At 40.5% G+C, this 16,270-nt stretch carries 11 protein-coding genes; 7 read left to right on the forward strand and 4 right to left on the reverse strand.

The genetic code is table 11. The annotated features are described in order from the left end of the window. Window positions 1–47 precede the first annotated feature (47 nt). From J8L86_RS07430 to J8L86_RS07460, 7 genes are all read left to right on the forward strand, one after another. Window positions 48–1,223 (forward strand): phosphoglycerate kinase, encoded by a 1,176-nt coding sequence (locus tag J8L86_RS07430; RefSeq protein ID WP_211029571.1) that lies wholly within the window; start codon window positions 48–50, stop codon window positions 1,221–1,223. Window positions 1,224–1,484: 261 nt separating this feature from the next. Beyond that, window positions 1,485–2,549, forward strand: a complete 1,065-nt coding sequence (fba, locus tag J8L86_RS07435; RefSeq protein WP_055025163.1) for a class II fructose-bisphosphate aldolase — start codon at window positions 1,485–1,487, stop codon at window positions 2,547–2,549. 292 nt (window positions 2,550–2,841) lie between these two features. Further along, window positions 2,842–4,185, forward strand: a complete 1,344-nt coding sequence (locus J8L86_RS07440; protein WP_065109550.1) for an MATE family efflux transporter — start codon at window positions 2,842–2,844, stop codon at window positions 4,183–4,185. 127 nt (window positions 4,186–4,312) lie between these two features. Continuing rightward, a complete protein-coding gene (locus J8L86_RS07445) occupies window positions 4,313–5,053 on the forward strand; it encodes a DUF481 domain-containing protein (protein WP_065109597.1) in 741 nt (246 codons plus the stop codon). A 352-nt stretch (window positions 5,054–5,405) separates the two neighbouring features. After that, window positions 5,406–6,194, forward strand: coding sequence for a hypothetical protein (locus J8L86_RS07450; RefSeq protein WP_144430194.1), 789 nt, complete (start codon window positions 5,406–5,408; stop codon window positions 6,192–6,194). Next, window positions 6,184–6,738, forward strand: coding sequence for a hypothetical protein (locus J8L86_RS07455; protein ID WP_065109551.1), 555 nt, complete (start codon window positions 6,184–6,186; stop codon window positions 6,736–6,738). Before J8L86_RS07450 ends, J8L86_RS07455 begins: the two co-directional genes overlap by 11 nt. A gap of 85 nt (window positions 6,739–6,823) precedes the next feature. Further along, window positions 6,824–8,215 carry a hypothetical protein gene (locus J8L86_RS07460; RefSeq protein ID WP_065109552.1) on the forward strand — a complete coding sequence of 464 codons (1,392 nt, stop codon included), beginning with the start codon at window positions 6,824–6,826 and terminating at the stop codon, window positions 8,213–8,215. Between the two features lie 71 nt (window positions 8,216–8,286). Here J8L86_RS07460 and J8L86_RS07465 read toward each other — a convergent pair whose 3' ends face one another. The 4 genes from J8L86_RS07465 to J8L86_RS07480 all read right to left on the reverse strand — a co-directional run bounded on the left by J8L86_RS07465 (window position 8,287) and on the right by J8L86_RS07480 (window position 15,991). Beyond that, window positions 8,287–10,518, reverse strand: coding sequence for a PAS domain-containing protein (locus J8L86_RS07465; RefSeq protein ID WP_211029572.1), 2,232 nt, complete (start codon window positions 10,516–10,518; stop codon window positions 8,287–8,289). Window positions 10,519–10,627: 109 nt separating this feature from the next. Further along, the gene (locus J8L86_RS07470; protein ID WP_211029574.1) at window positions 10,628–11,272 is read right to left on the reverse strand and encodes a TatD family nuclease-associated radical SAM protein; all 645 of its coding nucleotides are present in this window, start codon (window positions 11,270–11,272) and stop codon (window positions 10,628–10,630) included. A gap of 368 nt (window positions 11,273–11,640) precedes the next feature. Then, window positions 11,641–14,778 (reverse strand): efflux RND transporter permease subunit, encoded by a 3,138-nt coding sequence (locus J8L86_RS07475; RefSeq protein ID WP_211029576.1) that lies wholly within the window; start codon window positions 14,776–14,778, stop codon window positions 11,641–11,643. Continuing rightward, entirely contained in the window at window positions 14,771–15,991 is a 1,221-nt protein-coding gene (locus J8L86_RS07480; RefSeq protein ID WP_065109555.1) for an efflux RND transporter periplasmic adaptor subunit, read from the reverse strand. Before J8L86_RS07480 ends, J8L86_RS07475 begins: the two co-directional genes overlap by 8 nt. Between the last annotated feature and the right edge of the window lie 279 nt (window positions 15,992–16,270).

The raw sequence follows: 16,270 nt of genomic DNA on the forward strand, positions 1-16,270 counted from the left end.
CTCTATAGCAAAAGCAGTTTTGTTTTTAAATTAAAAGGAAGGTCTCAATGGCTATTATCAATATGAGTGAGTTAGATTTAACCAATAAGCGTGTGCTTATTCGTGAAGATCTAAACGTTCCCGTCAGTGACGGCGTCGTCACCAGTGATGCAAGACTGCGTGCGGCTTTACCGACAATTAAACTTGCCCTTGAAAGAGGGGCTGCAGTGATGGTGATGTCTCACTTAGGCCGCCCAACTGAAGGTGAGTTTAATGCTGAGTTTTCAATGCAGCCAGTGGTGAATTACTTAAACGATGCGCTAGATTGTCCAGTCACTTTAGCTTCTGATTACCTAGATGGTGTTAACGCTAATGTAGGCGAAGTGGTTGTATTTGAAAACGTTCGCTTTAACGTTGGCGAGAAGAAAAACGATGAAGTATTAGCTAAAAAACTGGCTGCTTTATGTGATGTATACGTGATGGATGCATTTGGTACTGCACACCGTGCTCAAGCTTCTACACACGGTGTAGGTATGCATGCTGCAGTTGCTTGTGCAGGGCCTTTATTAGCAGGTGAATTATCTGCTCTGGGTAAAGCTTTAGATAATCCTGCTCGCCCAATGGTAGCGATTGTCGGTGGTTCAAAGGTTTCAACTAAATTAACCGTATTAGAAAGCTTATCTACTAAAGTTGACCAACTAGTTGTTGGTGGTGGTATTGCGAATACCTTTATCGCTGCAGCTGGCCATCAAGTGGGTAAATCTTTGTTTGAAGCAGATTTAGTTGATGAGGCTAAACGTTTAGTCGCTAACGCCCAAAGTCGTGGTGGAGATATCCCTGTTCCAACAGATGTTGTTGTTGCTGGGGAGTTTAGCCCAACTGCGGAAGCGACATTAAAGCCTGTTAGCGACGTTGCTGATACCGATATGATTTTTGATATTGGTCCAGACAGCGCAGAAGCATTAGCAAAAATCATTGAAGCTGCAGGGACTGTTGTTTGGAATGGTCCAGTAGGCGTATTTGAATTTGATCAATTTGGTGCTGGCACCAAACGTATCGCTCAAGCGATTGCTGATTCAAGTGCTTTTTCAATCGCCGGTGGCGGAGATACATTAGCTGCTGTAGATAAATACGATATCGCAGATAACGTTTCTTATATTTCGACAGGTGGCGGTGCTTTCCTTGAGTTCCTTGAAGGAAAAGAGTTACCTGCTGTCGCGATGCTTGAAAAGCGTGGCGCATAATCGTCAAATTAACGATTCAGTTAGACCCTTTAGCGAACGTCTCACAGCTTAAAACCAAAGAGTTAACGCTGTGAAGACGCGCTGAAGTGAGTAAGAATTGCAATAAGAAAAATATAATTATTAGAAAAAAACCGCCCATGTTTATAAATGTTAGCTGAGCTACTTTGTTATCAAGGCTAAGAATTATGTGCATAGGGTATAAAAATCAATCCAAAGCGATAGCGACCTAGGTGAGAAATCACCCTATTTTTGGAGTAAAAAATGGCCTTAATATCTCTACGTCAAATGTTAGATCATGCTGCAGAACACGATTATGGTGTACCTGCATTCAACGTCAATAACCTTGAGCAAATGCGTGCAATTATGCAAGCTGCTGAAGCAACTGACAGCCCTGTAATTGTTCAGGCATCTGCGGGAGCACGTAAATATGCTCGTCCACAGTTTCTTAAGTACCTGATGGCAGCGGCACTAGAGCAGTACCCAGATATCCCTGTTTGTATTCATCAAGATCACGGTACTGACCCTGATATTTGTCAACGTTCAATTCAATTAGGTATGTCATCAGTTATGATGGACGGCTCATTAATGGCTGACGGTAAAACACCTGCGTCATACGAGTATAACGTTGATGTGACTCGTCGTACTGTTGCTTTCGCTCATGCTTGTGGTGTGTCAGTTGAAGGTGAAATCGGTTGTTTAGGCAGTTTAGAAACTGGCCAAGCAGGCGAAGAAGATGGTATTGGTGCCGTAGGTACTTTAAGCATGGATCAAATGCTAACGACTCCGGAAGAAGCGGCACGTTTTGTTGCTGATACCCATGTTGATGCATTAGCAATTGCAATCGGTACCAGCCATGGTGCATACAAGTTTAGCCGCAAACCTACCGGTGACGTTTTACGTATCGATCGCATCAAAGAGATCCACGCACGTATTCCTAACACCCACTTAGTGATGCACGGTTCATCTTCTGTACCACAAGAGTGGTTAGAAGTGATTAACCAATACGGCGGCGCAATCCCTGAAACTTACGGTGTACCATTAGAAGAAATCGTTGAAGGTATTAAGCATGGTGTACGTAAAGTTAACATCGATACCGATTTACGCTTAGCGTCAACGGGTGCTGTTCGTAAGTTCCTTGCTGAAAACCCTTCAGAGTTTGACCCACGTAAATTCTTAAAAGCGTCAATGGAAGCAATGGCTGACATTTGTACGACACGTTATGAAGCATTTGGTTGTGCTGGCATGGGTTCTAAAATTAAGCCTAAGTCACTTCAAGCTATGTATAAAGCTTACCAATCAGGTGAATTAGACCCACAAATCAACTAAAGCTTGATTTGTCCTAGGTCAATTCTATGATGATGGCCAGAAAGCTATAGGTTATAGTCATCATAACTAATTGATTGTTAACGCTTCGATAAAGCCAGCAGAATTTGCTGGCTTTTTTATTGGGTTATTTTCAATAAAATGACTTGTGCATAAGCGTTTTATGCCGCATTATCCCCGCCCTTAAATTTGAGTTCAGATGAACTTGGCGGCGCTACTTGACCCATTAATGTCATTCTTGGCCGTTATGCTTGTAATGGAATATGTCACCTTTAACCATTATTGAAGTACTGCAATGCACGTAAAAAACACTGCTCCCTTATCGCTTTTCTCACTGACTTGGCCACTATTTTTTGATTTTGCGCTGCACTTTTTAACAGCCGCATTAAATACATTAATGATTAGCCGAGTATCTTACCAGGGTGTTGCTGCACTATCGGTCGGTAACATGGTATTTGAGCTTTCAATTACGCTATTTAGTTTCGTCAGTATCGGCGCGAGTGTGGTGATAACGCAATATTTGGGCGCCAAGAATAGAGCCGCTGCGAGTGACGTGGTTTACTCTTCTATTGGTTTTAACCTCATGGTTGGCGTGGCTGCGGCTTTGGGTGTGTTTTTGGGGGCAGGTTTGATTTTGCACCTAATGAATTTACCCGTAGAGCTAATTCCTGATGCAAAGCTATACCTTCAAATTGTTGGTATCTGTTTAATTCCTGAAGCAATGGCAATGTGTTTAGCTGCAGGGATGCGTGCTCATGGCTTTACCCAACAAGCGATGTGGGTGACTTTACTCATGAATGTCATCACGTTCGCAGGTAATTTGTTGTTACTTTATGGTTGGTTCGGAATCCCGCAAATGGGGGTGGCAGGTGTTGCCATTAGTACGGTTGTTGGGCGCTTAATCGGGATGACATTAATGGCATACTTGTTTGTTAAGTACACCCATATTCCAATTAAGTTGTCTGAAATCATTAAACCGAAAAAGCACTTACTCGCTAAGGTTTTCCATATCGGTTTACCGGCTGCTGGCGAGAACGTTTCTTGGATGTTGCAGTTTATGGTTGTGACCGCATTCGTTGGCTTAATGGGTGACAAAGCGCTTGCTGCCCAATCCTTATATTTTCAAATCTGTATGTTCATATTATTGTTCGGTTTATCCATAGGGATTGGTAACGAAATTATGATTGGTCACATGATTGGTGCCAAACAATTTAAATCAGCAGAAACACAGATGTATCGTGCATTAAAAATTGGCTTAATTTTAACGACGATTGTAGCAGCTTTAGCGGCGATATTTGGCGAAAAGCTAGTGGCGTTTTTTACTCAAGATGAAGATATCTTATTGATGGTAGGCCAGTTATTCTTATTAACTTTACTGATGGAACCCGGTAGAACATTTAATCTTGTCGTGATTAATGCGCTACGTGCAAGTGGTGACGCTCGGTTCCCATTTTTTGCTGGCATGATTTCTATGTGGTGTATTGCTGTGCCGTTAGCTTATCTATTCGGTATTCATTGGGATATGGGGTTAGTAGGGATTTGGTGTGCGTTAGCGATTGATGAATGGACTCGAGGTTTAACAATGTTATGGCGTTGGCGAAGTGGACGTTGGCGGGAAAAGAGTCTAATTCTTGCCTAAATATACTTTTTAGTGGGTTTAAGCTGTAAAAATGCAGTTGTTTTTTCAATTTTGCTACCAAAGTGTTAGTATGCGGTTCGATTTCTGGGGTGATTTTGATTTTATTGTAAATAAAGGATTTGATGACATGAAAAAACTGCTACTGACTGCAGCTGTTACGCTTGCCATGCCATTTGCTGCTCAAGCGGGTGCGGACTTTGTTGAAGGCGATAAGACCTTTGCTGGTGAAGCAGAATTGGGTGCAACACTGACCACAGGTAACACGGATACTTCTTCTTTTAAAGCCCGTCTAGGCCTTAAACAAGAACTAGGTAACTGGGAAAACGCATACTTACTAGAAGGCTTATACAAAGAAGATTCTGGTGAGAATACTGCAAAGCGTTACTACGCTGGTATTCAAGGTGACTACAAGTTCGACGAAAAGAACTACATGTATGTTACAGCAAACTATGAAGTCGATCCTTTTACTGGTTTTGATTATAAAGCGGTTGGTTCAGCAGGTTATGGTCATAAATTTATTGATAATGGCCGTACATTTTTAAGTGCTGAAATCGGTCCTGGTTATATTTATAAAAAATTAGATGACGAGCAGTCTTTGGCCTTAGGTTATGACACTGAGGACAGTGTTGTTGCTCACGGTGCGTTAAACTTTTCATATGAAATTACCGAAAGCTCTAAGTTCACTCAGCTGTTTGTTGCAGATTATGGTGATTCTTTAGAAGGGCGTTCAGAGTCTGCTTTGACAGCAAATATTATTGGCGCTTTAGCAATGAAGTTTGCTGTCATTGTTCGTTATAACAGCGAGCCGTTAGAAGATTTTAAGAGCACCGATACTGAAACCAACATGACACTTCTCTACGCATTTTAATTGTTAGTCATTTGGGTTTAAAGCCGAGCTATGCTCGGCTTTTTTGTGTCTAAAATAATCATTTTAAGTATGGTTATCCCAACTTTATGATTGTTACTAATGTTACATTTTCTCGTGTTAATTCAGCTTAAAAATGAACTTGTTTTTATGTCATAGGTTCGCTAGGGCGTAAATGGTGATGTTTGTTTAATCGATTACCCAAATAAAAATAAACATTTGCGCAACAGGTGTAACTATTTAAGGGGGTTTAATAAGCCGAAATATTGAAATTTCGGGGTATAGCTCACGAATTTAGATGCCGAGACTTTATCAGTTATTTTGATCACAATTATACCCTTTTGCCTAGCGTATAATGATTTCCCATATTGACAGAAGAGACGAAAAAGGCATGCAAATCGGTTGTTGTTGGTTTGATGATGAGCGTAAGGTGCTTATCAACCAATCTACTGCTACTAAATGGCAACTCAACCATAGTGAGTATTGGGTGTTAAGCATTTTAGCTAAACATCGTGGCCAAGTCGTGCCTATTGAAACCTTAGCATTTCTTGAAGAAGAACAAGGATGCCATCAAAAGTTATCCGTCGATGAGATGGAGCAGTTGGTTGAAAACTTTAAAGATTATTTTGGCGATTCGCATCGAGGCTTAATTGAGCTGATTGCTGATCAAGGGGTGATTTTATACAACAGAGTCGTCGGTCATCACAGCAGTTTACTCGATACTCCCAATAAAGCGATTTCAAATGCCCATTACATACTGATTATTCTAATGACGTTGTTGGCGTGTAATTTTGTTTATTCAAATCTCAGCGCTCCTGAGTTTGTCATTCCGGATGTGAGCCGTACTTTTGAATCGCAAAGTGGTGCTAGTGTCGTTTTTAAACTCTATGGTGACGACAAAAGTGAACGTGATTTTTCTGAGGTCGCGGATACAAGTATCGCAGCGTTAAAACAGTGTGACACGATTTTGTGGGATTCAATATCTGCCACATTAGCCAAGGGTGATAATTCGGTGAGTATCTTGCTGAAAAAACAAGTCGATAAAGGTGTGCGATTCCATAACATAAAAGTGTTGCGTGATAATCCTGAACTTTTATTTGTCTCCACCGCGTGGCTTAAAAAGGTGCGAATCTGTGGTGAATAAACTCACTAAATTTTTATCGACAACATTTGGACGTATCGTTTTTTTGTTTATTTCAATGAGCATATTTTGCCTTGTTATTTTGACATTAGAACGTTTTGCCGACACCAGAGAGGTGTGGTCATTTGATTGTCAAAGTGATGTCTATCGTTTTGAAACGACAAGTGCTGAGCCAAAAGAGATTGATGAAGGCGAATTATTCTTATCACTCACAGTTGAAGATGGACAGATCCGCTTAGATTATTACAATGCAGATAAACCGTCCGATAGAGAGTTTATTTCATTAGCGGGCGAACTGAAAGAGTTAGAAGTGGGAAGCGTAAGTTATCAATTAGATTTAGCGGTCACTGACGTACAATTTGAAAACGATAGTTCTTATTTAAAAACGTATCTTGCAAAAGAGCTTGACGAGCCTCAGGCTAACTTGTCGATAGGCAGTCAGGTTAATGTCACTGTTAAAGTGTTAGAAATGAGTATGAATAAAAACTATATTTCTATTAAATTTACTCCAAATAGTAGTTCATGGATTTGCCGACTACACGAATAAAGTTTGATTTGATAAGGTCAGGCTTTCGCTTTGTTATTTAAATTCGCTATAGTATGGTAATTCCCTCGTTGTTGAGTTCTCCTCAGTGGCAAAAGTCAAAGTAAAACAAGAAGAAGCATTATCAATTAAGTTCAGCCACCAAATGGAGGTTGGGCATCAACGCACGTTTGATTTATTCTTTTATCTCCCTACTGAAATGGGGATTGGTGAAAAAACCTTAGATGAAGAAGAGTACTACCACAGTGCGATGTTAGGTAGGCGTTCCTATTACTCGAAAGGCCTACATTTACCTTTAGTTCAAAACCGCTTTGTGAGTATCAATAAGCGCACCAAAGAAGAGTTTCGTTTTTACCTTAATTTGTTCGCATATCAATTTGCTGTTGCGATTGAAACCGATGCCAAAGAAGTTCGCCAACTTACCGAAGCAGAAGAGTTTTACCCGGCCTTAACCGAACTCGGTCAGTCGGTTGTGCAGCTATTAAAAAAGTTTCGTCGTAATGAACCGAGTGAAGAAAAATGGCAATCTTACTTTGCTAATGCCGATAATTACCTTTCGTGGTTTTGCGAGCAGCAATTACTGAAAACCTTAGCTTATCGCCCAAGGAATGCGGCTTATAAAGAAGATAAAGAGCAGATTATTGCCTTATGCCGAGCAGAGCATCATTACCGCGAAGAAGAGCGTAAATACAACTCTGCGGGAACGAAGCAAGATGCCAATCGTATCTCTAATAAAATGCTGTTACTTCGCCGCCTGATTCAGCAAGGGGTCGTCCTTAAAGAAGAGTTAAAACCTCTTGGTATAGGGCTTAAAAAGTTTGTGACAGGTTTAGCAACGACTTTAGTGATGCTTGTGGTATCGGCATTGATTATTAAGGCACAGGGGGTATTCAGTGGTTTAACCATGAGCCTTATTGTTACCTTGGCCATTATTTATGGCTTTAGGGAAATTTTTAAAGAGGATGTTCGTAATGCCCTATGGCGATTTATACAAAGAGGCCGACCTCGCTGGAGCCGAGTACTAAAAGATACCACTACACAAACGGTCATTGCTAAACAGCTTGTCTGGCTAGACTTCACACGTCCTCAAGATATTCCTAAAGCTGTGGCAGAAATAATGAAGCAGCGGCATAGTCAAAATAAGGTGGATGCAGAAGTATTGCATTATCGAATTGCGACTAAGGTGACCAATAAAGAGTTCGAAGCTGGTTACTCACAAATACAAGAACAGGTTAACTTTAGTTTGGTTCCATTTGCGCGTCATTTAGAGCGTGGCAAAGCTAAAATTTATAAAGAACAAGACGGAAAGGTGAGTAATGAATCTGTAGAGCGGCGTTATCAAGTGAACCTAGTCGCTGTGCTTAAAGATGGTAAAGGCCCGCTAGAATATGCGCGTTATAAGGTGGTGATGAGCCGCTCTAATATTATTGAAATTACTCGCAGCAAATTACCCGGCGATTTACTTGAAATGGGTGATTAAGCGAAGACCGCAGCCTTTATAAATAGATAAAAAAGCGGGATAAATCTTGTCATTTATCCCGCTTTTTTGTTTTATGCTTTTCGAGTAAACGCTTGGCAAATGTTCTGATTACCCGTTTGCTTTGCTCTTTTTAACGCGACTTCAGCATTACTCAAGTAATGTTCAAACGACTGAGGCTCAGGGTAGCCAGCGATACCAATGTTTATGCCTTCATTGAACTCATTTTGCTCTAACCTGTCCATGATGCTCATTGCATATTTATGGGCTTGAACAGAGTCACTGGATGTTAACAGTATGACCAACGAACCTAAACGCCAATGGGCGATTTGAAATCCTATTGGTAAATCAATCAATAATTGCATTTCAATATCTTTTTGACGCTTCTCAAGATGATCGATATCGCTAATGTGGCTGATTAACCCTTCAGGGTTGATATCCATAATCAGTAAACAGGTTTGCTCTCTATTTGGCTCTGTTAACGTACTAAAATGCACTTCGAGTTCAGATAATGGCACCACCATCGAACTTAACGGCGCTTGCTGGCTAGGAAGTTGTTGTAATGATTTTTGCAATTTTAGTATTTGTAGTGTCACCACTAAATATTCAATCTCGCCATCAAGATTATGCTCAGCTTGAATACTGGCTTTCAAACTATTGGCAAAGCGAGTATCAGCATCAGCAAATATTTGCCCCTTCCATTTACCTTGTAAACTTAATCGGCTGTTGATATCGGCCCATTGCTGAGAGAACTCTTTTCCGAGTAGTTCCATCACATTGTCTTGACTGTCGGCTTCGATATCTAATAGTTTTTTGAACTTGTGATTAAACTTGAGCAACTGACCGTTGGTATCAGTTAATGCTGTCGCGACATTACTTTCTGATAGCAGTTGATAAAAATAGCCTTGCTGTTTAGCTGAGGTTAGTTCGGTAATATTTTCAAAAGTTACAACCCAGTAGCGCTCACTTTTTAATTGGGTTTTACCTGGTTGAGCCGACACGGTAATAGTACAACTATCTTCATTAATGCTAACGATTTCTTGCCAATGCTTACCATTTTCCATGGCGTCAGTGAGGGATTGATAAACATCATCTTCAAGTTGTAGTACTCGTTGCAAACGTCTTTCTAATAATGCTTCAATTTCAACAGATAGCGTTTTAGCTGCCTGACGGTTTGCTTTTAATACTCGGCCGCTACTATTAACAATTAAGCAGCTTTGCTGGTTTCTAAATAAACTACTGGCTAAATTAATGCTATTCACATTGGCATTTTTCTCTAGCTGGTATCGATGTCTTGTATATAACAGCGCAGTGGCAAGCGAGCCTATCAGGACGCCGAAAAAGATTAATATATAACGCCATTGTTCAAACCTAGCGGCAATGTCTTCGTGGCGAATATATGACATTAAATAGTATTCTCTAATCGCTGAATTATTAGCTGCTAATTCCACTTTTAAGAATACAAAAGTACCCAGTTCGTTATGATATTGGCCAAAATTGGTATTGGCCATTTGTTGCCACAGTTCTGGGTAGGTTTGTTGTATGCTACTGCCTAAGGTTGTGGGGATTTTTTTGAGGGGCTGCTCTTGTGATGCGCCCGCATATAACATGCCTTGTGAGCCAAATAATAATAACGGTGAATGATGATTAAAAAAGGCAGGTTTAATTGTCTGTAATACTTCAGATATGGAGTTATACGTAACCAAATAACCTCGAATACTTTGGTCTGGGTTTTCAATCCAAGCAAGTTGGTAAACGTAGGGAATTAGCTTGCCATTGATTGACACAAATTGAATTTGTGACGAATAAATGTCGTTACCGCCCATGGTTTTATCATGGTTAACCACCACTGTAGGTAAGGCAACATTATCAAAAGCATTAGTGGTTTTAAGTCTTGGATTGCCTTGTGGATCAAATAAGCTTAACCCCAATAATTCTGGAATATGGGTCAATAAGCCATCCCAGTTTTTAAGTAACTTTTCTTTTTGTAGCTCAGAAGGGTTACTCAAATATTGATTCATCAATTCAGCTTTAGAAAATGCTTGGGTGCGAAACTGCAGGAAGTTAACTTTATCAGAGGCGAGTGTTCCAACGGTTTGCAGTTCGCTGTAGCGCTTAGCTGCCCAATCTTCTTGAAGTCTGCGTTCACCTAAACTTAATAACAGGGTGGTAAAAATGACAATACTAATGAGCATCACAGAAACTTGGCTTAATAATGCCAGTACTTGTTGACGACTCCATTGAATATCTTGCGCAGAAATGAGCAGAAATTTTGAGACATTTTTGTTGGTTTGTCTTTTAAACATTCGCTTACTTAGGTTCACAATCTTGATAAGGTGATGTTATCACGAAAGCGTGAATAGGTTGACCTCAGTAAAGCTTTTTTAACTAATTTATTACTAACATAAATCAGCACTAACCGACGACATCTAACTCACGTTGTTTGAACTCACAACCTCGCTGTTCAACAAGTTGCCTGCATTGCTCAATATCGACATTTTCAAGCCCATTAATTGCAGATACTTGCACTTGTCCAATGTAATCTGGCGCTAGGCTAATAAATTCCAGTAATGCTTCATAAGCCCCTTTAAGTTTAGGCTTACAGTGTTGAATATACAGGGCTTCAGTGTTGGCATTCAGCGAGATTGATAAACTATCAACACAGTGAGCAAGCTCTGGCAAAATATTTCTGCGATGAAATAAGTTACCTAATCCATCGGTGTTCACTCTAACGTTACCGCCTGCGGCTTTGATATGGGTTGCGACAACAATTAAGGTGTGCAAATTAAGGGTGGGTTCACCGTAGCCACAAAACACATACTCATCAAAGGACGTTACCTTACCAAGCAAAGGGATGATGTCTTCTGGCTTCACTTGTGTACTAAGCGACAACTCATACTGATGAACTTGCTTTGAACCATTATGCTTAGGGCAAAATTGACATCTCAATGTGCAGCGACCAGTAATGTTGAGGTAGCGGCTATCGCGGATGTCATAAACCAATGTGGCTATTGGGTGAGTGTCTTCAGTGGTGATATGAGGTTCAGCTTCAACAGTCATCGATTTTGCTCGGTACAGAATTAAGTGATTTATTGTAATGGAATCACTAAGGGATAACTGTTTCACAGCTCGCAAATCATCAAGATACTGGCTATGACTATGACTATGACTATGATCATGAAGAGGCTTGATGGTTGATTAATTTTATCCTAATCATCTCGCAAAAAAATTGACAATAAAAAAGGAGCCTAGGCTCCTTTTTGTTGTTAACAGTTGAATTGCTGAGTTATTTTCGTTCAGAGGCTATCTATTACGAGACTATCTATTAAGAGACTATCCACCAAGAAACTAGCCACCAAGAAACTATCCATTAAGAGATTATCTATGAAACGAGTCTCATTAAAGGGGTATCCCTAATAGAGGGTCGGTCAACGATAAACTTCATCGTCGTTTTTAGGTTGCCACCACCAATTGAAAATGCGTCTAACTAAACTTTTCGCATCATCAAGAATAATGTAAAGCACGGGTACTAAAATTAGCGTGACCACGGTCGAGAATAAAATCCCGAATGCTAGTGATGCAGCCATTGGGATAACAATTTGTGCCTGTAAGCTTCGTTCAAGCAAAATAGGCACTAAGCCGACAAAGGTCGTCATAGAGGTTAAAATGATGGCCCTAAACCGATAGCACCCTGAGTTTATTGCTGATTCAAGTAATGAATAGCCTTCTTTACGAGAACGGTTAACAAAGTCGACTAAAATCAATGAGTCATTGACCACAACCCCTGCCAGCGCCACGATACCGCACAGACTCAATACACTCATTGAGATGCCTAAAATGAAATGCCCGAATAAGGCGCCAATCATACCAAAAGGGATCACTGACATAATGATCATAGGTTGGGTGTATGATTTTAGCGGAATTGCCATTAGGGCATAAATGGTAAACATCGCAAAAAAGAAGCCTTGTACTAGACCTAACATAGCATCTTGCTCATCCTGGCTTCCGCCATCGAGTGATGCATTCACATCTCGATATTTCTCGGTTAACTCAGGTAAAAACTCCCCTTGGATCTCGCCCACCACTTTTGAAGGCTCGACAGTGTTTTTATTCACATTAGCACTAATGGTGATGGCTCGTTTACCATCAACACGGGTAATAGAAGCAAAAGATTGCCCTAATTCAATATCTGCAACAGTAGAGAAGGGCACAGCGACACCTTGAGGGGTACGAATCAGCATGTTTTCAAGATGGCCAATGGTGCGACGTTGCTCTAATGGATAGCGCACCATTACTTTAACTTCTTCTTTATTTCGCAAGATACGTTGGGCTTCATAGCCATAAAATCCATAACGAACTTGGCGAGCTAAATCTGAAAGCGTCAGTCCTTGAGCTTCTGCTTCAGGGCGAATATTCAAGCGTATTTCTTGGCTACCAGATGAGAAATTGTCTGAAATATCATAGACACCTTCATATGTTGCGAGTTCTTGCTTGAGCTCTTTCGATGCTTCAGAGAGCTGAGCTAAGTCATTTGAGGTTAATCTAAATGAAATGTCACCGCCTGACTCGTTCGTGCTCGCAGCAATATTGAGTTTTTTGACAGACAATAGCTCTGGCAGCTGTTTGCGCCACTCTTCTGCAATGGTAACGCCATCGATTTCTCGGTCTTCCCCTTTAGATAACTCAGCAAAGATAAAAGCTGAGCTTCGAGAACTCATATTGATAAAACTGTGTTTAACCACATCTTCACCTGTTTCTCGGGCATATTTATCATTCATGGCGTACAAGGCTTCTTCCACTTTTTGCACGACATCAAGGGTATTGAGTTCAGAACTGCCTTCTTCCATTTCAAGTTGTACTTGAATGAAATCTGACGGTAAATCGGGGAAGAAAACCCAGCGTACTTTACCACTAGCAAGCAAAGCTAATGACAGAATAAGTACCCCAATAAATACCGCTACCACGTTATAACGCTGCTCAATACAGCGGCCTAAAAAGTGACGGTATTTATGTTGAATAAAGTACTGCAGTTTTTCGTTAAGGCTGACTTTAAATTTAGACAGAAAATTGGTGGGAGGGCGCTTCTTTTTCACTTTCATGTGAGCCAAATGCGCAGGTAAAATCAATTTAGATTCCACTAAAGAAAAAGCCAAAGCCAAAATAACCACCATGCCAATGGACTTCCATATCACTCCCATTGGACCCGACACCATAATCATAGGAATAAATGCCGCAATGGTGGTTAAAACGCCAAAGGTTGCTGGCATTGCTACGCGCTGCACGCCAGTAATGACATTATCAAGTGACTGACCATGTTTTTCGATTTCAGTATAGGCACTTTCGCCGATGACAATGGCATCATCAACCACAATGCCCAGCACCAAAATAAAGGCAAATAAGGTGAGCATGTTAATCGACATATTAAACGGCTCAATTGGCATGAGCAGTATCGTACCTAAGAAACAAACGGGTAAACCGAGCATGACCCAAAACGCCAGTTTAAGATCTAAAAATAACGCTAAAATGAGAAATACCAATAAGGCACCATAAAACATGTTTGATAGCATCATGTTTAAGCGGCCTTCGAGGTAATGGGTTAAATCACCCCATGTATCTAATTTGATGTTAGCGGGTAAGGTTTCTTTACGCTCGGCAATATAGGCTTTGACTTGCTCTGAAATAGCCAAAGCATTTTGATCGTCAATACTGGTTATTTCAATAATGGCTGCGGGCTTACCATTAAAGCGGGTGTATTCTAATCGCTCTTCAAAATCATCTTTAATCGTAGCAACCTCTGGAAGCATAATTCTGCTGCCGTCAGGTCGTGTGGTCACTACAATCTGAGAAAAGTCTTCGCCAGTATAAGCTTGGCCTTTAGTTCGCAACAGGATGTCACCATCTTGTGCTCGTATTGAGCCCCCAGGCAAATCAATCGATGAGTTTTGAACCGCCTGCGCAACTTGAGAGAAAGTTAAACCATATTCTCGTAATTTGTTTTCTGACAGTTCAATGCCAATTTCGTAATCACGAACCCCTGTTACTTGGGCACGTGTTACAGCAGGTAAGCCTGTGATGTCATCTCGAATAACTTTAGCCATTTCCTTCATTTCATGAAGACTGATATCACCATAAACTGACACCCATATGACGTTGTTTTCAGGCTTTATTTGATAAATGTTAGGTTTTTCAATGTTATCTGGAAATGTGGCAATTGCATCAAGACGCAACTTAGCTTCATCAAGTACTTGCTGCACTTCGTAGCCATCATCGACTTCAATGGTTACCGTTCCAATGCTATCGCTGGCAACTGAAGTGACTTTTTTGATACCACTAATATCTTGAATGGCCTCTTCAATCTTGATGTTAATCCCTTCTTCAATTTCTTGAGGAGCCGCGCCAGGGTAGGCTACAGAGATATTGAGAAGATTAAGCTCAAAACTAGGGAAGACCTCTTTGTTGATCAAAAAAGAGCTGAATAAACCGCCAATAAGTAAGGCAAACATCAATAGGTTGGCGGCAACACTGTTGCGGGCAAACCAAGAAATAATTCCTTTTTTATTATCCATTTTGCTCACCTGCTAATGATATTTCATCAATATTGTCAGGTGCATCTTGTGGCGCAAGGTCATCACTATCTGAGTTTTCACCAAGTAGTTTTACTTTTTGGCCAGACACTAGGTTACTAATGTCAGTAATCGAAACACGCTCACCAGTTGCAAGACTATCTTTAATAAACACATTTTCGATATCAGTTCGTACAATGTTTACTTTTCTAATCTCAATGGTGTTGTCCGATTTGACAATGGCAACTTGATCTTGGCGAACAACATAACGCGGCAGTTTAACAATGCCGTCTACTGTTCTGCCTTTGATAATTGCGGTGACGAAACTGCCGTATTTGAGTGGGAGTTCATCGGAAGATTGGTTATTTCGCAGGTATGGATCTTTCACTTCTGCGACGAGATAAACCATTCGATTTTGCTCGTCAATCACGTTTTCGCTTCTGACAATATTACCTTGCCATTCAAAAGATTTACCCGCAAGTGACGCGCTTAACGTCACTAACGTGTCAGGGTTATCAACCGACTCTAAGTAAGCTAAATCATTATTGGTTAGCGGCAAACGCACTTCTGCGATACTGATATCGTAGAGCTCGCCTAAATTAGTACCTAGAGAAACATATTGGCCTAAATCAACGTTACGCGCTTTGATAATGCCATCAAATGGTGCGCGAATAACGGTTCTTTCTAAATTGCGCTGAGCTCGAGCTAATGCGGCTTTAGCATATTTGACATTTGCTTGTTCTTTTTTCAATTGCGGGATACGCAAACCTAACTCAGGCGGTAAACCGTTATCAAAATCTTTAAATTCAATTTTTGCTACTTCACCACGAGCGATTTCTTCATTTAGCGCAGCGTTAGCTTGTGCCAATGTGGCTTCAGCTTGAATAAAGTCTGCTTGATAATCTGAAGGTTCTATTTGTGCTAAAGCTTGACCTTGTCTAACAATGCCGCCAGCAACAAAACTGGGATCAAGGCTGATTAATCGACCTTGTACTTCAGTGACGAGTTGGGTTTTATATTTGGGGCTAACAACACCATAGGAAGGCAAGTTGAGAGACACGGTCTTTTGTTCAACAGTGAGCACATCAACGACAGGGATTTTTTGTTGATCTTCTTTTTGCTCAGGAGCCTGACGAGTACTGAATAAAACAACGGCGAGGCCAATAAAAACAAATAAAATGATGAATGGAGAAAGAATTCTTAACAGTCTTTTCATTGATGGGCGTATCCATACTTATTTATCGAAAATGGTGACTTTATATAACTCAATCTCGAACAGTCATTTTAAAAAGAGATTTTTGTGAGTTATTAGAGTGCTATAGGCTCTAAATTAACAGAGTTACCAGTAGAGAAAAAGTGTTAGATGTAAATTAAATGTTTCATAAAGTTTATTTCACTTTGAGGCTAGTTTAATGCGCTATCAAATGGATTTTTTGCCATAAAAAAGCCCTGAATATAGAAAATATTCAGGGCTTTAGCATTAAAGCTTCGTTAA

This window comes from Shewanella sp. MMG014 (genome assembly GCF_018100775.1).
GTDB classification, from domain to species: Bacteria; Pseudomonadota; Gammaproteobacteria; order Enterobacterales; family Shewanellaceae; genus Shewanella; species Shewanella japonica.